The 20064-nt window shown below is 66.3% G+C and carries 22 protein-coding genes and 1 tRNA gene; 12 read left to right on the top strand and 11 right to left on the bottom strand.

Annotated elements, in window-relative coordinates:
- Window positions 1–20: 20 nt before the first annotated feature.
- The 3 genes from MELE44368_RS11790 (at window position 21) to MELE44368_RS11800 (ending at window position 3210) form a co-directional block, all read left to right on the top strand.
- Window positions 21–1457: an aldehyde dehydrogenase family protein gene (locus MELE44368_RS11790; RefSeq protein WP_128108650.1), complete on the top strand. Its 1437-nt coding sequence runs from the start codon at window positions 21–23 to the stop codon at window positions 1455–1457.
- 8 nt (window positions 1458–1465) lie between these two features.
- Complete coding sequence (locus tag MELE44368_RS11795) at window positions 1466–2362, top strand: amidohydrolase family protein (protein ID WP_128108693.1); 897 nt, start codon at window positions 1466–1468, stop codon at window positions 2360–2362.
- 71 nt (window positions 2363–2433) lie between these two features.
- On the top strand, window positions 2434–3210 hold the full coding sequence (locus MELE44368_RS11800; protein WP_128108651.1) for a VOC family protein: 777 nt from the start codon (window positions 2434–2436) through the stop codon (window positions 3208–3210).
- On the opposite strand, the gene MELE44368_RS11805 is transcribed toward MELE44368_RS11800, so the two are convergent.
- Complete coding sequence (locus tag MELE44368_RS11805) at window positions 3211–3870, bottom strand: SDR family oxidoreductase (RefSeq protein ID WP_128108652.1); 660 nt, start codon at window positions 3868–3870, stop codon at window positions 3211–3213.
- Window positions 3871–3988: 118 nt separating this feature from the next.
- Here MELE44368_RS11805 and MELE44368_RS11810 point away from each other — a divergent pair, with 118 nt between their 5' ends.
- A complete protein-coding gene (locus MELE44368_RS11810) occupies window positions 3989–4354 on the top strand; it encodes an Hsp15 family ribosome-associated heat shock protein (RefSeq protein ID WP_128108653.1) in 366 nt (121 codons plus the stop codon).
- Between the two features lie 36 nt (window positions 4355–4390).
- Here the strand turns inward: MELE44368_RS11810 and MELE44368_RS11815 are convergent, their stop codons facing one another.
- Window positions 4391–4837 carry a cupin domain-containing protein gene (locus MELE44368_RS11815; RefSeq protein ID WP_128108654.1) on the bottom strand — a complete coding sequence of 149 codons (447 nt, stop codon included), beginning with the start codon at window positions 4835–4837 and terminating at the stop codon, window positions 4391–4393.
- Between the two features lie 78 nt (window positions 4838–4915).
- Between MELE44368_RS11815 and MELE44368_RS11820 the strand changes: the two genes are divergently transcribed.
- Together MELE44368_RS11820 and MELE44368_RS11825 are read left to right on the top strand one after the other, a co-directional pair.
- Entirely contained in the window at window positions 4916–5353 is a 438-nt protein-coding gene (locus MELE44368_RS11820; protein WP_128108655.1) for a hypothetical protein, read from the top strand.
- Window positions 5350–5946: a GNAT family N-acetyltransferase gene (locus tag MELE44368_RS11825; protein WP_128108694.1), complete on the top strand. Its 597-nt coding sequence runs from the start codon at window positions 5350–5352 to the stop codon at window positions 5944–5946. The genes MELE44368_RS11820 and MELE44368_RS11825 overlap by 4 nt, the downstream gene beginning before the upstream one ends.
- A 7-nt stretch (window positions 5947–5953) precedes the next feature.
- Here the strand turns inward: MELE44368_RS11825 and MELE44368_RS11830 are convergent, their stop codons facing one another.
- Window positions 5954–6403: an Hsp20/alpha crystallin family protein gene (locus MELE44368_RS11830; protein ID WP_128108656.1), complete on the bottom strand. Its 450-nt coding sequence runs from the start codon at window positions 6401–6403 to the stop codon at window positions 5954–5956.
- 288 nt (window positions 6404–6691) lie between these two features.
- On the opposite strand from MELE44368_RS11830, the gene MELE44368_RS11835 reads away from it, so the two are divergent.
- Window positions 6692–7381 (top strand): GAF and ANTAR domain-containing protein, encoded by a 690-nt coding sequence (locus MELE44368_RS11835; protein WP_128108657.1) that lies wholly within the window; start codon window positions 6692–6694, stop codon window positions 7379–7381.
- 4 nt (window positions 7382–7385) lie between these two features.
- Here MELE44368_RS11835 and MELE44368_RS11840 read toward each other — a convergent pair.
- A tRNA-Arg gene (locus MELE44368_RS11840) sits at window positions 7386–7458 on the bottom strand.
- Between the two features lie 422 nt (window positions 7459–7880).
- Between MELE44368_RS11840 and MELE44368_RS11850 the strand changes: the two genes are divergently transcribed.
- Window positions 7881–8075 (top strand): hypothetical protein, encoded by a 195-nt coding sequence (locus MELE44368_RS11850; protein ID WP_128108658.1) that lies wholly within the window; start codon window positions 7881–7883, stop codon window positions 8073–8075.
- A gap of 136 nt (window positions 8076–8211) precedes the next feature.
- On the opposite strand, the gene MELE44368_RS11855 is transcribed toward MELE44368_RS11850, so the two are convergent.
- The 3 genes from MELE44368_RS11855 to sigC all read right to left on the bottom strand — a co-directional run bounded on the left by MELE44368_RS11855 (window position 8212) and on the right by sigC (window position 10789).
- Window positions 8212–9675 carry a PepSY-associated TM helix domain-containing protein gene (locus tag MELE44368_RS11855; protein ID WP_128108659.1) on the bottom strand — a complete coding sequence of 488 codons (1464 nt, stop codon included), beginning with the start codon at window positions 9673–9675 and terminating at the stop codon, window positions 8212–8214.
- A complete protein-coding gene (locus tag MELE44368_RS11860; protein ID WP_128108660.1) occupies window positions 9662–10168 on the bottom strand; it encodes a hypothetical protein in 507 nt (168 codons plus the stop codon). Before MELE44368_RS11860 ends, MELE44368_RS11855 begins: the two co-directional genes overlap by 14 nt.
- 108 nt (window positions 10169–10276) lie before the next feature.
- Window positions 10277–10789: an RNA polymerase sigma factor SigC gene (gene sigC, locus MELE44368_RS11865; RefSeq protein WP_241566581.1), complete on the bottom strand. Its 513-nt coding sequence runs from the start codon at window positions 10787–10789 to the stop codon at window positions 10277–10279.
- Window positions 10790–10924: 135 nt separating this feature from the next.
- Here sigC and MELE44368_RS11870 point away from each other — a divergent pair, with 135 nt between their 5' ends.
- Entirely contained in the window at window positions 10925–13207 is a 2283-nt protein-coding gene (locus MELE44368_RS11870; RefSeq protein ID WP_128108662.1) for a heavy metal translocating P-type ATPase, read from the top strand.
- Between the two features lie 382 nt (window positions 13208–13589).
- Here the strand turns inward: MELE44368_RS11870 and MELE44368_RS11875 are convergent, their stop codons facing one another.
- On the bottom strand, window positions 13590–14267 hold the full coding sequence (locus tag MELE44368_RS11875) for an energy-coupling factor ABC transporter permease (protein ID WP_128108663.1): 678 nt from the start codon (window positions 14265–14267) through the stop codon (window positions 13590–13592).
- Window positions 14268–14344: 77 nt separating this feature from the next.
- Window positions 14345–16318, bottom strand: a complete 1974-nt coding sequence (locus tag MELE44368_RS11880; protein ID WP_128108664.1) for a cytochrome c oxidase assembly protein — start codon at window positions 16316–16318, stop codon at window positions 14345–14347.
- A gap of 214 nt (window positions 16319–16532) precedes the next feature.
- Between MELE44368_RS11880 and MELE44368_RS11885 the strand changes: the two genes are divergently transcribed.
- Window positions 16533–17108, top strand: a complete 576-nt coding sequence (locus MELE44368_RS11885) for a DUF5134 domain-containing protein (RefSeq protein ID WP_164890094.1) — start codon at window positions 16533–16535, stop codon at window positions 17106–17108.
- Window positions 17109–17123: 15 nt separating this feature from the next.
- Here the strand turns inward: MELE44368_RS11885 and MELE44368_RS11890 are convergent, their stop codons facing one another.
- The gene (locus tag MELE44368_RS11890) at window positions 17124–17864 is read right to left on the bottom strand and encodes a zf-HC2 domain-containing protein (RefSeq protein WP_128108666.1); all 741 of its coding nucleotides are present in this window, start codon (window positions 17862–17864) and stop codon (window positions 17124–17126) included.
- Between the two features lie 250 nt (window positions 17865–18114).
- On the opposite strand from MELE44368_RS11890, the gene MELE44368_RS11895 reads away from it, so the two are divergent.
- Complete coding sequence (locus MELE44368_RS11895; protein ID WP_128108667.1) at window positions 18115–18744, top strand: porin MspA; 630 nt, start codon at window positions 18115–18117, stop codon at window positions 18742–18744.
- A 273-nt stretch (window positions 18745–19017) separates the two neighbouring features.
- On the opposite strand, the gene MELE44368_RS26620 is transcribed toward MELE44368_RS11895, so the two are convergent.
- On the bottom strand, window positions 19018–19179 hold the full coding sequence (locus MELE44368_RS26620) for a hypothetical protein (protein ID WP_164890095.1): 162 nt from the start codon (window positions 19177–19179) through the stop codon (window positions 19018–19020).
- Between the two features lie 149 nt (window positions 19180–19328).
- Here MELE44368_RS26620 and MELE44368_RS11900 point away from each other — a divergent pair, with 149 nt between their 5' ends.
- Complete coding sequence (locus MELE44368_RS11900; RefSeq protein ID WP_128108668.1) at window positions 19329–19913, top strand: hypothetical protein; 585 nt, start codon at window positions 19329–19331, stop codon at window positions 19911–19913.
- Window positions 19914–20064 lie beyond the last annotated feature (151 nt).

The following is a 20064-nucleotide window of genomic DNA, read 5'->3' on the forward strand; positions in this document are numbered from 1 at the left end:
GAATGAGAGAGAGTAGAGCCATGCGTGAGTATCTGAAGTTCTACATCGGCGGCAAGTGGGTCGATCCGGTCCGGCCCAACACCCTCGACGTCGACAACCCGACCACCGAAGAAGTCTCCGGCCGGATCGCGCTCGGCTCCGCCGCCGACGTCGACGTGGCCGTGCAGGCGGCGCGCAAGGCGTTCGCCACCTGGTCGCAGTCCACCCGCGAGGAACGGCTCGACCTGCTGCAGGCGATCCTGGCCGAATACCAGAAGCGCTCCGGTGACCTGGCCGACGCGGTCAGCGAGGAGATGGGCGCCCCCGCTACCCTGGCCGCGGGGCCACAGGTGGGGATGGGGCTGGGTCACCTTTCGACGGCCATCGACGTGCTGAAGAACTTCGCGTTCGAAGAGCAGCTCGGGTCCACGCTGGTGGTCAAGGAACCGATCGGGGTCTGCGGCTTGATCACGCCGTGGAACTGGCCCGTCAACCAGATCGCCTGCAAGGTGTTCCCGGCGCTGGCCACAGGCTGCACGATGGTGCTCAAGCCGTCGGAGGTGGCGCCGTACTCGGCGCAGATCTTCACCGAGATCGTCGACGCCGCAGGTGTTCCCGCCGGTGTGTACAACCTCGTCTACGGCGACGGGCCGGGCGTCGGCGCCGCGCTGTCCAATCACCCCGACATCGACATGGTGTCGTTCACCGGGTCCACCCGCGCCGGCATCGACGTCGCGCGCAACGCGGCCGCCACGGTGAAGCGGGTGACGCAGGAACTCGGCGGCAAGAGCCCCAACATCGTGCTCGACGACGACGACTTCGCCAAGAGCGTGGCCGCGGGCACGTCAGTGATGATGGTCAACAGCGGCCAGAGCTGCAACGCGCCGTCGCGGATGCTGGTGCCGAACTCGCGCATGGACGAGGCCATCGCGGTGGCCAAGGAAACCGCGGCCGCGGTGAAGGTCGGCGACCCGAACGAACCCAGGGCGCTCGGACCGGTGGCGTCCAAGGCGCAGTTCGACAAGATCCAGGGGCTGCTGCAGAAGGGCATCGACGAGGGCGCGACGCTGGTCATCGGCGGGCCGGGCCGGCCCGACGGCCTTGACACCGGCTACTACGTCAAGCCGACGGTGTTCGCCAACGTCCGCAACGACATGACCATCGCCCGCGAGGAGATCTTCGGGCCGGTGCTGTGCATCCTCGGCTACGACGATCTCGACCAGGCCCTCGAGATCGCCAACGACACCGACTACGGGCTGGCCGGCTACGTCTCGGGTGCCGACCTGGACCAGGCGCGCTCGGTGGCCCGCCGGATTCGCGCCGGTTCGGTGGCGATCAACCACGGCTTCGACATGACCGCGCCGTTCGGCGGATACAAGCGCAGCGGCAACGGCCGCGAGTGGGGTCAGTTCGGCTTCGAGGAGTATCTGGAGACGAAGTCGACGATGAACTACGCGCCGGAGGCCGCGGCCGGGTAGACGGCGCCATCGTGAGCGAAAAGTACGAATACGGGGTCGATTTCGATCGCATCGACGCGATCGACATCCACACCCACGTCGAGGTCGACTGCCGCGGCCACAAGGCCTACACCGACGAGCTGATCGAGGCGACCGCGAAGTACTTCAAACGTTCGCCCGGTCAGCTGTCGAGCGTCGACGCCGTCGCCGAGCTGTACCGGCAGCACAACACCGCGGCGGTGGTGTTCACCATCGACGCGCGCACCGGTATGCGCCATGTGCCCAACTCGATAGAGGACCTCGTCGCGGGGGCGGTGCGCAACCGCGATGTGTTGATCCCGTTCGGCAGCGTCGATCCGTGGCAGGGCCGCGCCGCGGTGCACCGGGTGCGCGAGCTCGTCGGTGAGTACGGCGTCAGGGGCTTCAAGTTCCACCCGAGCATGCAGGCCTTCGAGCCCAACGACCGCCGGTTCTACCCGATCTACGAGGCGATCACCGAGGCGGGTGTGCCCGCGCTGTTCCACACCGGGCAGACGGGCATGGGCTCGGGGCTGCCGGGCGGGGGCCGGGTCAAGCTGCGCTACTCCGACCCGATGTTGCTCGACGACGTCGCCGCCGATTTCCCGGAGCTGACGATCGTGATGGCCCACCCGGCGGTGCCGTGGGTGGACTCGCAGATCGCGATCGCCGCGCACAAGGCGAATGTGTACCTCGACCTGTCGGGGTGGAGCCCGAAGTACTTTCCGCCCCAGCTGGTGCACGCTCTGGGCCGGCAGCTGCGGACAAAGGCGTTGTTCGGCACCGACTTTCCGTACATCCAGCTGGACCGGTGGCGCCGCGACTTCGAGGCGCTCGACATCGACGCGGCCGTGGTGCCGCTGGTCTACAAGGAGAACGCGCTGCGGGTCCTCGGGCTCAGTTCTTGACCGCGATGAGTTTTCCCGCCGGCGGTGGTCTGCACGGGTGACCGACCCACAGAATCACGAAGGAGACCATCGTGCCCGTTCGCACTGCCGCCCCCGTCGGCGCACCGACCTGGATCGACCTCGCCAGCTCCGACCTCGAGCGCTCGAAGCAGTTCTACGGCGCGGTGTTCGGTTGGACGTTCGAGTCGGCAGGCCCCGAATACGGCGGCTACGTCACCGCATTCAAGGACGGCAAACCCGTCGCGGGCCTGATGCACAACGATCCGCAGTGGAACAGCCCCGACGGGTGGACGATCTACTTCCACACCGCCGACATCAAGGCGACGCTGAACAGCGCTGTCGCCGCCGGCGCCATCACCTGCATGGAACCGGTGGAGTCGATGGAGATCAAGGACAAGGGCTGGATGGGCATGCTCAGCGACCCGACCGGCGCGATGTTCGGGCTGTGGCAGCCGACCGGGCATCGTGGCTTCGAAGTGGTCAACGAGGACGGCGCGCCGGTCTATCACCAGCTCACGACCCGGGACTACCGCAAGGCGCTGGACTTCTACCGCGAGGTGTTCGGCTGGCAGACCGAGACGGTGTCGGACACCGACGAGTTCCGGTACGCCACAGCGTCGTTCGACGGTGAGGCGCTGCTCGGGGTGATGGACGGCTCGGGCCACCTCGCCGAGGGCGTGTCGTCGACCTGGTCCTTCTTCCTCGGCGCCGACGACGTCGACAAGACGGTGCAGCTGATTCTCGACAACGGGGGTAGCGTGATCCGCGCCGCCGAGGACACGCCGTACGGCCGGCTGGCGGCCGTCGCCGACGCCACCGGTGCCGACTTCAACCTGTCGTCGGTGTAGCTAGGCGATCATGCGGTGTTCGGGCCCGCCGACGTACACCATGCCGGTCGGGCTGGCGGTGTTGACGGCGTTGACGACCGCATCGGCGAACGACGCGTCGACGGTATCACCGGACACGACCGTGAAATGCACACCGGCGCGGTGGAATTCCGAACGCATCGCGTACAGCGTGGTCTCGCCTGCCCACCTGCCCGCCGCCAGGGCGGTCTGCCCTTTCGGCACCGCCTTGAGCGGGTAGAAGTGGGCCTGGTGGTTGGTGACGAACACGATGCGGCCGCCGGAGCGGATCAGCGGCAGGCCCATCACCGCCAGACGGCGCTGGGCCTCGCGGTTGATCCGCATCGCGTGACCCGCGTGCGTGCCGGGCTCGAGGTGCACCGACGCGTTGAGGACCACGGCGTCGAGCCGCCCGAAGCGCTCGGCGATGGTATCGACCATCGCCGCGCTCTCGGCCTCGTCGGCGATATCGGCGCGCAGGCTGGACGCGCGGCCGCCCGCGTCGGTGATCGCGTCGACGACGGCTTGTGCACGCTGGGCTGCGTTTCGGTAATGCACGACGACGTGCGTGTCGGGGCCGGCGAGCCGCTGTGCGGATTCCGCGCCCACGCCTCGTGAACCACCGGTGACCAGGACGATCCGTTCAGCGGATTCCTTCTGCATGTCGGATCCCTTCTGTTGCGGCTATCCGTCAGCTGAGGAACACCGTACACCAATTTCTAAGAAAAATAAGGCCGAGATAAGGTCACAATAAGGTCGACGTGCCCGGCATCATGAACGCGTGGAGTCGACGCGCGTGGACCGGTGGTTGTGGTCGGTCCGCCTCGCGAAGACGCGACCAGATGCGGCCGCGGCGTGTCGGGGCGGACGGGTGCGGGTCAACGGCCGGCCCGCGAAACCGGCCACCATGGTCTCGCCCGGTGACGAGGTGCGGGCCCGGGTCGGCGAGGTCACGCGCGTCGTGGAGGTGCTGCGCGTCATCCACAAGCGGGTCGGCGCCGCCGACGCGGTGACGTGTTATCTCGACCGAACCCCAAAGCCCCAGAGAGTGCCCTCGGTGCCTGTCGCCGTCCGGGACCGCGGAGCGGGGCGCCCGACCAAGCGGGACCGTCGGATGTTGGACAAGCTGCGCGGCATCCAGCCGTGAAAGTCGTTGGCCGCCAAATCGACCCGGAGTTGTGGTTCAGTCGCCGGGGGCGGCCAGTTCGAAGTCGGCGAAATCGAAGCCCGGTATCACCACGCAGCTGACGAGGGTCGGTTCGTCGTCGCGGGGCCGGGCCCGCTGCCAATGGCCGGGCGGGACGACGAATTGCGGATGCTCGCCGGCCAATATGTCGGATCCGAGCAGATGTGTTGTGGCACCGTCTTGTTGGCGGCCGACCTCGAGGAGAAGGGGGCTGCCGCAGTGGTAGAACCACAGCTCAGCACTGCGCACGGTGTGCCACGCCGACTGCTGGCCGGGCATGAGCAAGAACAGGATCGCCGTGCCCGCGCTGCGCGGGCCGGTGTAGTCGGGTGGCAACGCCGACTGCGGGACGGTCAAGTCGCTGCGCCAGGTTTCCCGATACCAGCCGCCCTCGGGGTGGGGGGACAGCTCGAGGCGCCGCGCCCAGTCGGGAAGTTCGGTCATTTCACCACCCGCGCTTTCGTTGTCGGACACTCCACCTTAGAGAGCGGAGCGGCGGGGCACACCGGATAGGCTCAAGCCATGTCTCGCGTGCGCCCCGGTTGGTTGGTGGCGCTGTGCGCGGCGATCGTCGTGGTGAGCGCCTGGCTCCCGTGGCTGACCACCTCGGCCGACGGGGGCGGGCGCGCCAACGCGATCGGCGGTGTCGTCGTCGGCGAGTTGCCCGTGCCACCGCCGGGATTCGGCGTGGGTCAGCTGATCGTGTTGCTGGGGGCGGCGTTGATCGTCGCGGGGGCGATGGCGGGGCGGGGGTTGTCGGGCCGGCTCGCGTCGTCGGCCGCGTTGGCGATTTCGGTGCTCGTCGTGGTGATGACGGTGTGGTACTACCGGCTCTACGTGTACCCGCCGGTGGCCGCGGGCTATGGCCTGTTCGTAGGCGGGGCACTCGCCGTCGTCGCGGTGATCCTGTCCGTGTGGTCGATGATGGCCGCCTGGTCGACGACGAACCGGACGGCATGACCGGATTCGTCGAAGCGGTCACGTTGCGCGGGCAGCGCTGGGTGACGCTCGAACCGCTTGGCCGCGAGCATATTCCGGAGATCACCGCGGCCGCAGCAGGCGGGGAACTTGGTCGGCTGTGGTTCACCGCGACACCCGCGCCGGAGGCCGTCGAGCAGTGGGTGGACAGCAGGTTGGCAGTACAGCAACCCGACCAGGGTTTGACGTTCGTGGTGCGCCGCCTCGACGGTACGTTCGTCGGCTCGTCAAGTTACATGAGCGTCGACGCGGCCAACCGGCGGCTCGAGATCGGCAACACGTGGTACGTCGAGTCCGCGCGTCGCAGCGGCGTCAACTCCGAGACCAAGCTGTTGATGCTCGGCCACGCTTTCGACCGGCTGGGTTGTGTCGCAGTGGAATTCCGCACCCACTTCTTCAACTTCGCCAGCCGGGCGGCCATCGAGCGGCTGGGCGCCAAGCTCGACGGCGTGTTGCGCAGCCATCAACTCCTGCCCGACGGCTCGCGCCGCGACACGGTCGTGTACTCGATTCTGGACATCGAGTGGCCTGCCGTGCGGTCCAACCTGAGGTTCAGGCTGGACCGCAACGGCTGACGGGCGCTTAGCCGGATTCGACGGTGGTCGCCTCGATCGACTTGGGCGCCGAGCCATGGGCGACCTCGATCTTGCGCGGCTTGGCCCGTTCGGCGAGCGGGATGGTCACGGTGAGCACCCCGTTCTCGTAGGTGGCCGAGATGGCGTCGGTGTCAATGCCTTCGCCCAGGGCCAGCTGCCTGCGGTAGGTGCCGAAGAACCTTTCGCTGGTGAGCCACTGCGCGCCGTCCTCCGAGCGGGCGGTGCGGTGCGCAGAGATGGTCAGCATGCCGTTGTCGACGTTGACGTCCACCGAGCCGGGGTCAACACCGGGCAGGTCGGCCGTCAGCAAATAGTGGTCGTCGATCTTGCAGAGGTCCATCGGCATGAACCGAGGTGAACGGTTTGATCCGGTCTGGCTGGTGAGCAGGCCCCGGGTCAGAGCATCGAATTCGCTGAACGGATCAAAACGAAGCACAGCAATTCACCTCCTCGTCACGATAGAGCCCGCCACCCTGGCGGGCGGCATAAATCACTGTGCACCTGCGAGATTAGCACTCATTATCAGAGAGTGCTAGCAAGATTGGACGGATTTCCGGCGCGCCTCCGGCAACCTCGAGAGGCGGCCCCGTCGGCTACGTTCTGAACCGACGAGACCTCAGCAGGCGTGATGGTCGACCACCACGCCCGCCTGTCAGACCTATGCCCTTACCTGCAGAAAGCAAACGTTCGTGTATTGGATAGCCATCCCGGGAACCCGGTACGCATGGCTGATCTCTCTGGCCCCCACGGTCTGGCGCAGCGGATGGCTGAGCTGGCGCGGGCCTCGGCGGCTCCACGCAGCGTCGACGAGGTGCTGGCCGACGTCACCACGACGGCACGGGAGTTGATCCCGGGTACCGACACGGCCGGCATCCTGCTGGTGGGCCGGGGTGGCAAGTTCGAATCTCTGGCGGCCACGTCCGAGGTGCCGCATCAGCTCGACGAGCTACAGATGAGGTTCAACGAAGGTCCCTGTGTGCAGGCGGCCGTCGACGACCTCCTCGTGCGCACCGACGACTTCCGGAAAGAAGATCGGTGGCCCAGCTACGCGCCGGCCTGTGTCGAGGTCGGGGTGCTCAGCGGATTGTCGGTGAAGCTGTACACCGCTGAGCGCACGGCCGGAGCGTTGAACCTGTTCAGCTTCGAACCGAACGCGTTCGACACCGACGACGAAACGATCGCCGCGGTCCTCGCGGCCCACGCCGCGGCGGCGATTCTGGCCAGCCGCCGCGGTGAGCAGATGGAGTCGGCGCTGTCGACCAGGGACCGCATCGGCCAGGCCAAGGGCATCATCATGGAGCGCTACGGCGTCGACGACGTGCGGGCGTTCGAGATGCTCAAACAGATCTCGCAGGACAGCAACACCCGGCTGGTCGACGTCGCGCACCGGGTGATCGACACACGCAACAGCTGATGGGTGCCCCCGGCAGGATTCGAACCTGCGACACCGGCTTTAGGAGAGCCGTGCTCTATCCCCTGAGCTACGAGGGCGCGGGACGTCGTTGAATACCTGACTAAAACCTAGCCGTTCGATGCGCTGGGCGGTTGTCTGCGGTGTTCGTGGCGTCCTTTTGCCGTTCCCGGCGATTGGGTTGGTCGGCGGGGTGCGGCGGGTGTGAGTGTAGCGGGCACGACGAGGGCCACGCGACGCGTGGGCGTGCGTGGTGGGCGCTTGTCAATGGCGGCCGCCGTTAGGCGGCTCGTTCTGCGGGGTGTCGTCGGCGGTGCAGGTAGGCCGTGATTGCGTTTCGGCCCAAGGCGAATCCAAGCATGACGGTCAGCTGGCGAACCGCGGCGTAGGCGATCATCCGCCCGCCGTAGAGGGTGCGGTCCAGGGTGTTGTTCAGACTCTCGGAGTCCTCTCGCCACCCATAGCAGCGGTCGTAGACGCTGTTGCCTCCGTCGGTCTTGACGTGCTGGCGCAGGTGCTCGGCGGGGTTGTAGCCGCGGTCGCGATCGTCATCGGTGTGCCGCTGCCGGGTTCGGCAGCGACGGCGCTTGTGTTCGCATTAGTCGCGCTGCGGGTGGCCGTGGTTCCGGCAATTGAACGTCGCCTTGCGACATCCGATCGGAAGCTGGGGCCGTCGATCAATCGACGAGTGCGATGAGCACGCGGCCCGGTTTCAAGTCGTAGTTGCGTCACGATCAATCCCGACGTGTCCGACCCAGCCTTTGCCGATCGGCCGAAATGGTCAGCCGTTGTTAGTCGTCTATGCGGTTGAAAATCAACGGGATTCACGTTTCTCAACGTGACTTTGCGGCGCTAGCTCGTCGCCCCTGGAGCATTCCTACCAGGATGTCGACCACGACAAAGGCGAGCAGACTCAACCCGAACAGCGGCAGGAACCACCCGATGGCGGCGGCCGCAGCCACGACAGCCACCGCGGCTCCTAGAGGTAGATGGGTGAGCGCGCCTCGGCGTGGCGGTCGGCCGGCGGGTGTTCCTCCGCGTGCTGGCCGGCGTCGCCACCACAGCATGTAGCCGTGCACGATGACGGTGACCAAAGCTGCTGCGAGACCAAGGAATACCAGCTGGTTGACCAAGCCGAACAGCAGCCCCATGTGCAGTTGAATGCCCCACGCCGACAGTTTGGCGGCAAGGGGCCAGTCGGCGAACCATGACGTGTCGGTGATCGTGCCGGTTGTTCCGTCGACGGCGACGGCGTTGTTCGACATCACCCACGGCTGCCGGGTCTGGGTGACCGTGAAGGCGGTGCCGGCCTCGGCAGGGATGCTGACCTCGACCTTGCCGCCAATTCCCGCTGCGCGTGCGGAGTGCAATACCCGGTCCACATCGTCGACTCGCGGCTCCGTATGTGTATTGGCAGCCTTGGCGGCTCCCGGCTCGTGGCCCGCATGATCGGAGGCCACAGCGGCGGTAGCGCCGGTGTTTTCGAGCGCGCTCGACACGGTCGGGGTCGTCCACGACAACGCCGCCCGTAGATCGGTGATATTCGTGCCGGCGTACAGGGACCAGGTCAGCCCGGTCGCCGACAGGAACAGCAGCCCGGCGGCGATCCAGATACCGACCGCACCGTGCCAGTTCAGCGTCCGGTTGCGCCCCCGGCTTGACCGGTCGACAGCCAACAACTTGGCATTTGCATCGCCGCGTGCGGACAGCCGCCGATACCGCGTGCCCCACAGAAATAGCCCGGCCAGGGTGATCAGCCATAGCCACGACGCCGCCAGTTCGCTGTACAGCCGCCCGGGATCACCCAGGTGCAGGCTGCGGTGAAGCTGGGAGATCCAGGCGCGAACGGGTAGCGCACCGCTGCTGCCGTAGACGGTGAGTTCACCCTGCGGTGTCGCGGTCACCGGGTCGATGAACACCGCGAGACGTTCGGAGATACCCAGGGTCGGATCGTCGAAGAACACCCGTGTGGTGTCGGTAGGTTCGGTCGCGGGTCGCACCGCGGTCACGGTGAGGTCGGGGCGCCGTGCTTGAGCAGCGCGGATCTGGTCGGCGACCGGGCGCAGTTCGCCGACACTGTCGGTGTGCAAGTAGTCGTGGTAGACGAACTGCTCGATGCTCGGTGCGATCGCGTACAGGCCACCGGTGACGGCGGCGATGAGTAGGAACGGTCCGACGAAGATCCCGGCGTAGAAGTGCAACCGCATGAACACCGGGCGAAAACGCGTGCTGCGGCCGGTCCTGCCTGGTGCCGGATCGAGGTTGGCCTGCTCGCTGGCGACTTCAGGGATAGACATTGCGGTCCTCACCGGTTACTGGCTGGTGGTGGAGTTTGCGCATGTCTGGTTGAGAGCGGTCCAGTGGGGTGAGAATCACGCCGAACCACACCGTCGTCAGGACAACGGCGGCCAGACAGCCGACCGTTATCCACACCAGCGGATAGGAGGCCTGGGCTGTCTGGCGCCACCACAGTGCACCCACACTGGTTACCGTCGATACCCATGAGGTACACACGGCGGCACAACACCAACGAAAGCGCCTCATGCACAAGGCGAGCACCGACACCATCCATGCCAGCAGAAGGATCACGGTGGTCACGTGCGGGATGACGGCTGGATGCTCTGCGGCGTTCGTGCCCCACCAATGGAGCACCGCCGCAATGCCCAAGGCCGTTGCCGCTACCGCCGCCGCGACTCGCCGGGTACCGCTGATCCAGACCTCTTCAAGTACGCGGTGCTCGATGTCGCGCAGCGCGCGCTCGACCTGCGTGTGTTGCAGTCCAGTTCTCACCCAATTACTCCACGGTCTGAATTTGCAGTCCGCCCAGAACAGTCGGGTCGACGGCTACGGCGGTTCCAGCCCGCGCCGAAGTCGTCGGATCGCGGTGGTGCGCGGTGCTCAGCCGGCGCGGTGATCGGCGTTGGCGGCGTTGATCAGGTCGTCGCGGGCCCTGGCGACGCGTGAGCGGATGGTGCCCACGGGGCAGCCGCACACTTCGGCGGCTTCGGCGTAGGACAAGCCGAGTACTTGGGTTAGCAGCAGCGCGTGCCTGCGGTCGGTGTCCAAGGTGTCGAGCAGCAGCTTGACTTCGATGATGTCTTCGAATCGCGAAGTGGACCGGTGTTTGTCGAGGACCTTGTTCAAATCCACCGTGTAGCTTGTGCGGGGCCGGCTCTGATTGTGGCGGATCTGATCGACGACCACGCGCCGGGCGATGGACAGCAGCCAGGTCCGCGCCGATGATCGGCCGGTGAAACGCGGCAAGGATCGGATCGCGCGCAGGAACGTCTCCTGCGTGAGATCGTCGGCGCTGCCGGGGTCGGCAAGGTAGGCCACCGAGCGCCACACGTCGCGCTGGGTGGCCTTGATGAACTGTTCCAATGCTGCGGGGTCGCCGCGACCGGCCGCCATGGCCAGCCAGGTAACTTGGTCGTCGTCGCGGGAGCCCACGCGCCGACACTATATCGATGCGCCGTGGGAACTCATCTGCGGGGAGGCCCGACCAACCTTGGTGGGGACACCGGCGGCCCCTGGACAAGGAGAACGATGACAGCTGCCGTGGTGGGCACCACCGAGCCGGCCGAGAGCCGGCTGGTCCAGCTTGAGGTGTCCGGTATGTCGTGCGCGGCATGCGCGGGCCGCGTGGAGGCCAGGCTCAACAAGGTGCCGGGTGTGCGGGCATCGGTGAACTTCGCCACCAGGGCGGCCAGCATCGATGCCCGCAACGACATCGAGATCGCCGAGCTGTGCGATGTCGTGCGCCGAGCCGGCTATGACGCAGGACTGCGCGCCGAATCGGGCGTCGCCGACACCGATCCGGATGCCGAGCGCGCCCGCGGCTTGCTGGTTCGGCTCGCTGTTGCCGCGGTGTTGTTTGTGCCGTTGGCCGATCTGTCGGTGATGTTCGCGGCGCTACCCAGCACCCGGTTCGCCGGTTGGGGCTGGTTGCTGGTTGCGTTGGCTTCGCCGGTCGTGACGTGGGCGGCCTGGCCCTTTCACCGCGTTGCGCTGCGCAACGCGCGACACGGCATCGCCTCGATGGAGACCCTGATCTCGGTGGGGGTGACGGCTGCCACCGCATGGTCGGTACACACCATCTTTCTCGACAACCGTGCCGGCGACATCCGTGGGGTGTGGCAGGCCCTGATGGGCAGTGACGCGATCTATCTCGAGGTCGCTGCGGGTGTGACGATGTTCGTGCTGGCCGGACGATATTTCGAGGCCCGCGCCAAATCCAAAGCTGGTGACGCGTTGCGCGCGTTGGCCGCGCTGAGCGCGAAAACCGTGACCGTCGTGTTGGCCGACGGCGCGGAGATGACGATCCCGGCTGACGAGCTCAAGGAGCAGCAGCGGTTCGTCGTTCGGCCCGGTCAGACCATCGCCGCCGATGGCTTGGTGGTCGACGGTGACGCGGCAATCGACATGAGCGCCATGACCGGTGAAGCCAAGCCCGCCCGAGCACATCGAGGCGGGCACGTGATCGGCGGCACCGTCGTGCTGGACGGCCGGCTGATCGTGGAGGCGGCTGCGGTGGGCGCTGACACCCAGTTCGCCGGCATGGTGCGTTTGGTCGAGCAGGCCCAGGCGCAGAAAGCCGACGCCCAGCGCCTCGCCGACCGCATTGCCGCCGTGTTCGTGCCGTGCGTGTTCGCCATCGCGCTGCTGACCGCGCTGGCGTGGACGCTGGTGGGCGCCGACGCCGACCGCGCGTTCTCGTCGGCGCTGGCCGTGCTGGTGATCGCCTGCCCGTGCGCGTTGGGGCTGGCCACTCCGACGGCGATGATGGTGGCCTCCGGCCGCGGCGCCCAGCTGGGAATCTTCCTCAAGGGCCACCAGGCGCTGGAGGCCGTCCGCTCGGTCGACACCGTGGTCTTCGACAAGACCGGGACCCTCACGACGGGACATCTATCGGTGACCACCGTGGTGGCGGCCCACGGATGGCAGCCCAGCGACGTGTTGGGCCTGGCCGCGGCCGTCGAGGCGGCATCCGAGCACGCCGTGGGAATCGCCATCGCGGCCGCGGCGCCGCACATCCGCCCGGTGACCGAGTTCCGCGCCGTCACCGGACAAGGCGTGGCGGGCACCGTCGACGGGCTGCGCGTCGAGGTCGGCAAACCGTCCTGGGTGACCCGGCAGGCCGCAGCGCCAGCGGAACTGCTCACCACCCGGCGCAGTGGTGAATCACGCGGTGAGACAGTGGTCTTCGTGTCCGTCGACGGCATTGTGTGCGGGGCCATCGCGGTCGCCGACACCGTCAAGGACTCCGCGGCCGCCGCGGTCGCGGCGCTGCATGAGCAGGGTCTTCGGACGATGCTGCTCACCGGTGACAACGCCGCGACCGCCGCGGCCATCGCCGCGCAGGTCGGCATTGACGACGTCATCGCCGAGGTGCTTCCCGAGGGCAAGGTGGACGTCGTCGAGCAGCTGCGCGACCACGGCAATGTAGTGGCCATGGTGGGCGACGGTATCAACGACGGGCCCGCACTGGCCTGCGCCGACCTCGGTCTGGCGATTGGGCGCGGGACCGATGTGGCCATCGGAGCCGCCGACATTATCCTCGTGCGCGACCACTTGGACGTCGTTCCGCAGGCGTTGGACCTGGCGCGGGCAACCATGCGCACTATCAGAATCAACATGGTGTGGGCGTTCGGCTATAACATCGCCGCAATACCGATCGCCGCGGCGGGATTGCTGAGTCCGCTGATCGCTGGCGCGGCGATGGCGTTCTCCTCGTTTTTCGTTGTCTCGAACAGTCTGCGGCTGCGCAACGTCGCGTCATCGAAGCCCGAAGCGCCGAACCTGACACCACGGCACAATCACCTGGCTTGAGCCACCGCGTCCACGGTTCTGCGCAGTCGTCCGAAACCGGCGTTCCGGGACACAAACCGTACGTAAACTCCGAGGTGGGTCAGGTATCGCTGCCCAGATACCGTAAGGAGGGCCTATGTCTCGAAGCGCCGGAGAACGGTACGAATGCAAGGAGTGCGGCGCGACGCTCGTCTACGAGAAACCGTGTCCCTGCGAACCCGAACAGGAACACGCAGAAGTGTGCTGCGAAACACCGATGACGAAGGTGCCGCATCCGGCCTAATAGCTGAGCGCAGCGCGTGAGATCCGCCGCCGGGTCGGAGGCGGGTGGAATCATGGTTGCCGTGGGTGTTGGTTGCCGTGCGTGTTAGCTCGGGGGCGGGTAGAGCCCGTGTAGTGCCGCTCAGGCGGGATTGAACAGCCGACGCTCCACAACCGGGCTGTTGGCGAGTTGGTGCGCACCCTTGGCCACGGCAAGCACGGTAAGATCAGCCAACGGTTCCACCACGATCACCAACAGGTACGCTGCGCCGAACGCGGCGATATCAGCGACGGTCTGCGCGGCGAAACCCTCACCGTAGAGTGCCCAGAACGCGACCCAGGACACGATCCCGGCTTGGTAGGTCGTCGAGAGCGCCAGTGCCTGCCGGTATTTCAGTTCGACGTAGGGGGTGTCGGGCGCGATGACCCGGCTCGCGACGAACTGCAGGGCGAACAGCGGCACCAGCAGCGTGGTGACGTTCATCCCGTACTGCGGAAGGTCCGGCGGGGCGAAGAGCAGGCCCTGGATCAACAGCCCGGCGGCCAGCCCGAGCGCTGCGGGCGCGGCCCCGAAGATCAGGAACAGGGTGGAACCGAGGATCAGATGGACCTCGGAGACACCGACGGGATAGTGCGGAAACACTTGGAAGAAGGTGAACACCAAGCCGGTGGTGGCGAGCGTCCGCACCAACAGCGGACCCACTCCGCGGTCCTTGATCAGCTTCCACGCCAGGCTCAGAGCGTAAACACCCGCACCGGTGGCGGTGACATAGCTCAAGACGATCTTGGAGCCGTCGACGATGCCAGGCTCGATATGCAACTGGTCCCCTTCTCGGTCGGCGGATCTGCGATACGCCCGCTCAGTTAAGCACACGGGGCAGAGCGTGACGGGTGTGATCAACGTCGGGAGCGCGACAGCTCGCGCAGCATGGCATTGTAGGCGTCGAGTTCGTCGTCGGCGTAGGAGCTTTCGGCATGGCGGTCGGCGCGGCTGGCGACCCGCCGGTCTTGTCGTGCCCATTGCACTACCAAGGCGATCACGACGATGATCACAGGCAGTTCGCTTGAGCCCCAGGCGATCGCACCACCGAGGTGCTGGTCGTCGATGACGCTGTCCAGCCAGGGCAGATCAAGCGAGCGATAGAAGTTCCCGCCGATACTCGACGTCATCGTCATGGTGGCGATACCGAAGAACGCGTGAAACGGCATCACCGCGAACAACATTGCCAGGCGACCGAGGAACGGTAACCGGCGCGGTCCCGGATCGATACCGATAATCCCCCAGAAGAACAGATACCCCGTCACCAGAAAATGAATGCTCATGAGCTCATGACCCCAGTGATAGCGGGCGAGCGTATCGAACAACGGGGTGAAATAGACGACGTAGACCGACGCGACGAAGAGCACAAACGCCGTCACCGGGTGCGCGAGCAGTGCGGTGACCCGCGAATGCACCAACCAGACCAGCCACTCCCTGGGCCCCGGCGGTTGATCTCCAGCGGCGGCCGGCAGCGCACGCAACGCCAAAGTGACCGGGCCACCGAGCACCAACAGCACCGGGATGAACATATTCAGCGTCATGTGCTCGGCCATGTGCACGCTGAACATCGCCGACCCGTAGGCCTTCGCCCCCGAACTGCTGGTCACGATCAACGCCAGACACCCTGCCAGCCACGCGATCATCCGTCCGGCCGGCCAGCGGTCCCCGCGGCGGCGCAGACGCAGCACACCAACGATGTACAACGCCGCCAGCGCCGCCGCACCAACACCGATGAGCGTGTCGAATCGCCACACCGTCAACAGTCGGACAACGTCGGGCGGTTCGGGCAGGGCGTAACCCAATAGCACATCCCAGGCGGTGAACTCACGCGCCAGCAGACGCGGGGCGGTCTGCACCGCCATGGCTCCGACAAGCGCGACTACGCAAATCATCGCCAGCGCACCGCAACTGGCCAGGACGCCAACGCCAGGCATCTTGGATCGGCGCGCCGCAATGAATTGCCCAAGATCGCTCAGCCACACGATCAGCAGCACAGCGCCCGCGGTCATCGCGAACCAGCGGTAGGGACCCTCCGGTGATCCCGGCTCCGCGAGGAGGAACAGCAGCTGCGCACCGTAGGCGAGCGCGATCGCCCCGGCGCAAACCTGGACCACGAGAACGGGCCGGCTCAGCGCGGGATCGGGGCGTACGAGAAACACCGCAGCTTTCACTCCCGCCAGGATCATCAGCGCAATCACAAACACGATCACCGCGCTGGTCGCGTAATCATGATCGGGACCCTGGCCGGCATTACCGGTAACAGGGACCGCCACGACACCGACGGCCGCGGGCACCACCAACACGCAATGCGCGACCCACCGCACCGTCACGCGCAGCGACACCGCCAGCACCGCGGCGCACAGCGCGGTGACAACCCACCCTCGGGACATCTCCGACGCGCCGATCGCGTCGCCGAGACCCGCGCTGCGAACCAGCCGCGTCGCGGCCACCCCGGCGTCACTGGCCGCCTGGACCACGATCATCGCGGCAGCGGCAAGCGCCCACACCACCGCGAGGCGTTCGGCCACCAGATGGATCCGGAACGCGGCGGCGTCGATCACGCCGCGGTCGGGACACGCGGTCGTCACGATGTAGACGAGCGCGCCCAGGCACAATGCGCCACACAGGCTGGCGGTGAAATAACCCACGGGTTCCCCAACGGCGGTCGCAGTCCCCGGATAAGAATCGCCGATCGCCGCATACGGCCGCGCACCGGATACCAGCGCGTAGCCCGCCAGTGCGAGACCCGTCGCCGCATACCCGCCGACGAGCACCCCAAGCCTGCGAGCCAGCCCTGGCGACCCGGATATCGACACCAGCTTCGCCGCCATCAACCGCATCGGCCTTTCAGGACTGTCCCGGTATCACCGAATAGTCTACGACCGGCCGTCGTAGTTCCGTGGGGGCCTCAACGGGGCATCTCGACTGGCCCACCGATAAACGGTGAGCCGACGACTGGCCACGTCGGGAACTCAGGGCAGGGTGGCCACGACCTGTATCCCTGAGGGCAACGGAGAGGATATGGAGCCGACGCATGGGCCATCGATGACCGAGCACGTGCATTCGATGATGCCGATGCTGCCCGGCTGGATTCGACTGCTCTGGATGCTCGCCCTGGCAGTGGTTGCGGCAGTGCACATTTGGCACGGTGTGACGATGACGGGACAAGCCCGTTGGTGGCACGGCGCGCATACCGTGATGGCGGTGGGCATGCTCGCCATGTACGCAGCAGACCCGATGCGGCAGGCCGGGCTCGACCGTGCGCTGGTCGTTGTTTTCGCCGTCGTCACCGTGGCGATCGCCGCCACCGCGGCGGCGTTGTCCCGCCGCGAGGGGCGGGCGAACCCGCTGTGGGCAGCCACCGGGTCCGACACCGCCGCGATGGTCTACATGGCGGTGATCATGGCGCCGGTGCTCACCGTATCCACCACGGTGAGCTGGGTCATTGTCGCCTATCTCGGCGTCCAGACCCTCGCGTGGCTGTTTGGTGTGTGGGAGCGGACGCTGTCCCCCAGGCGGTCGTCGCCGGGACTGTCGGGCCCTTTCGGTTACGACGTCCGGCTCAGCCTTGCCGTGATGACCGCAAGCATGGGCTACATGCTCGCGGCCATGGCGAGCTGACCACGGCCGACGGGTTCAGGCCGCCGAACCATCGGTCGGCCACAGGTGCCCACGCCGCCGGCCACGAGATGCGTTCTGGGGCAACACGATATCTGTCGGCTCCGGCGACACACCGGCACGCGGCGTCGGGTGGGGCCGCCGCCCGTCGTGGCGCCACACCAGCAGCGCCAACAGGGTGCCCAGCACAACGGGCACGTGGCTGAACACCCGTACGCCCGTCACCTCACCAGACACCCAGTCCGTGATGACGTAGGCCGTCAACGCAATCGAAAAGACGACCAACACACCAGCCAGTCCGGCAGCGGCCGACGGCCGCAATGCGGCAATGACCATCACCGCGCCCAACGCCACCGACCATGCCGTGGACTCATTCAGCAGATGAACGCCAGAACCCGCGCCGTGGTGGCCCACGGCAACGCCGAGATCGACTCCGAATGCCTGCGCCGCCGCCAACGCCAACTGGGCGGCGCCCACCATCGCCAGCGCCCATCGCCGCCACACGAGGCCGAAGCGGACCGCAAACCAGCGAGACCCCGCGGGCGCATTGTCGGCTGACGGCGCCGTCACCGATGCGATGTGCTCTCTTGTGGCACCGGCCATGCTCCGCAGTTCTTCCGCTTGTCTCGACGCCAGCGCATACCAATCCGAGCACCGCGGGCATGTCGCAAGGTGCTCGTCGACCCGCGGCGCGGGCACAGGTTCCCGCTCTCCATCGAGGCGAGCCGACAGCGCCTCACGCGCAACGTCGCAGTCCACAACTCCATAGTCGCCCAATAGCGCGGAATTGTTCCAACCGCGAGACCCCATTGAGGCGATGCTCTTGGCCGCCGGTCCGGAGATCATCCGCCAATCCGCGCCGCCGCTCAACCACCAGCGTCTACGACGGTTTGTCGTAGAAATTTGCTGCGGCTGGGAACTTCACGCCGCGCTTGCCGACTACTGACAAGACAGCATCGCAATCAGGGCTGCTACACGGCCCGGATCACCGCCAACAGTGAGGGAGTAGATGAAGGCAGTCAGTCGGGTCTTGAGCGCATTGACTGTGAGCGCGGCAGCTCTGTTTGCGAGCACGGCCACTTCCCACGCCGGGCTGGACAACGAGTTGAGCTTGATCGACGGCCGGGACCGGACATTGACGATTCAGCAGTGGGACACGTTCCTCAATGGTGTGTTCCCGTTGGACCGCAACCGGCTGACCCGTGAGTGGTTCCATAGTGGTCGGGCTAAGTACATCGTGGCCGGCCCGGATGCCGAGGAGTTTGAGGGCACGCTGGAGCTGGGTTACCAGATCGGCTTCCCGTGGTCGCTGGGTGTGGGGATCAACTTCAGCTACACCACGCCCAACATCCTGTTGGACTCCGCGCCGTTCCCTCCGGTGGCCGGTGAATTCATCACGACGCCGAACCTGTTCCCCGGCGTGTCGATCAGTGCGGATCTGGGCAACGGTCCCGGTATCCAGGAGGTGGCCACGTTCTCCGTTGACGTCGCCGGTCCGAACGGTGGTGTGGCGGTCTCCAACGCGCACGGGACCGTCACCGGTGCGGCCGGTGGCGTGCTGCTACGCCCTTTCGCCCGCCTGATCGCCTCCACCGGCGACGGCCTCACCACCTACGGCGACCCCTGGAACATGAACTAACACCTGAATGGACGCATCCCGATCCGCGCGGATAGGGCAAATACAACAGAAAATGTCGGACCTGGGAACCTGTCGCCGTTTCGAATCGACAAAGACTGTGAATCAAATGATTCCCTCAGTAACTGCCCGGCCCGATCGCGATACAACTGCACACAACAAAGGAGAAAACGAAATGCCACAGGCACGCAAGGCGGTATTGTTCATCGGCGGATGTCTACTAGCGGGGAGTCTGTCTGCAGTCTTGCTCGCCCCCATTGCGTCACCTCACCCAGGTCACGACCACGGCGGCGGTTCCAGCGACAGTAGTGACTCCAGCTCGGCGAGTGACGGTTCCGGCTCGACGGGCGGTGGTTCGAGCTCGACGAGCGGCGGCAAGGAGAGGAGTTCGAAGGCACTCTGTCCGGGAGGCGTTCCGCGCCCTGCCGGATCGAACATCTGCCCACCCGCCAGCTGACCTACGGACCATAGGTGCATTAGCTAACTCCTGACATCATCGCGCGGCAATTCGCGCAATCTCACCGCACTAATCCTCCCATCGCATATTTCGCTCCTAAAAATGGAATGTTCCATAGAAAGGCATCAACATGTCCAGCAGCCAATATCGAATTCTGCCACAGCAAACGGCTCGTACAACTGCCATCGTCGGTGGAATCATCGCCGGCGCGATGCTGGCAGTGGGATCCCCGGCCGTCGGCATGGCTTCGGCCCACGGTCATAGCACCGAGTCCGGCGATGCCGTGGGACGCCCGGGTCTCGATAACCCGGCACCCGGCCTTCGAGCCGTCCAGGCCATCGGCGACCGAGTCTATAACCAGAACACGCCGTTGAATCGGGCGCTCGACAACTCGTTATTCGGGGTGTACTACCACCAGCGGTTCGGCACCCCGAACTATGCGGACCCAACCCACGGCGACAACGGCAACTTCCCGACGCTGCTCAACAGCAACGTCTTCGGCGGCGTGCCACGGTTCGCTTACGATCTCGCCCAGGAACTGGGTACTCCGCTACCCAACGAGGAAGACCTGCCCGGAACCGCAATCCGCGCGCTGAGCGGTGTGCCGAAGTCGGCGCACCCGGACCATCCGCACCCGCACTCGACGGTGACACTATCGAACGACTGCAACAAGGTCATCGCCCGAACGTCCTTGCGCGCACAAGGCAGCTGCTAACGATCGCCTGGGCCGATCCGCTGGGGCCGATAAATGGCGGATCGGCCAGCACGCGTCCAATACGCCGTTGATACCCCGTGCCCGAGAGGGACAATTCGTGGGTTTGGACCTGTCAGTTCGCCCCTGGCGCGTTCCCAAATCTCTGTCATCG

The sequence above is a fragment of the Mycolicibacterium elephantis DSM 44368 genome (assembly GCF_004014805.1).
GTDB classification, from domain to species: domain Bacteria; phylum Actinomycetota; class Actinomycetes; order Mycobacteriales; family Mycobacteriaceae; genus Mycobacterium; species Mycobacterium elephantis.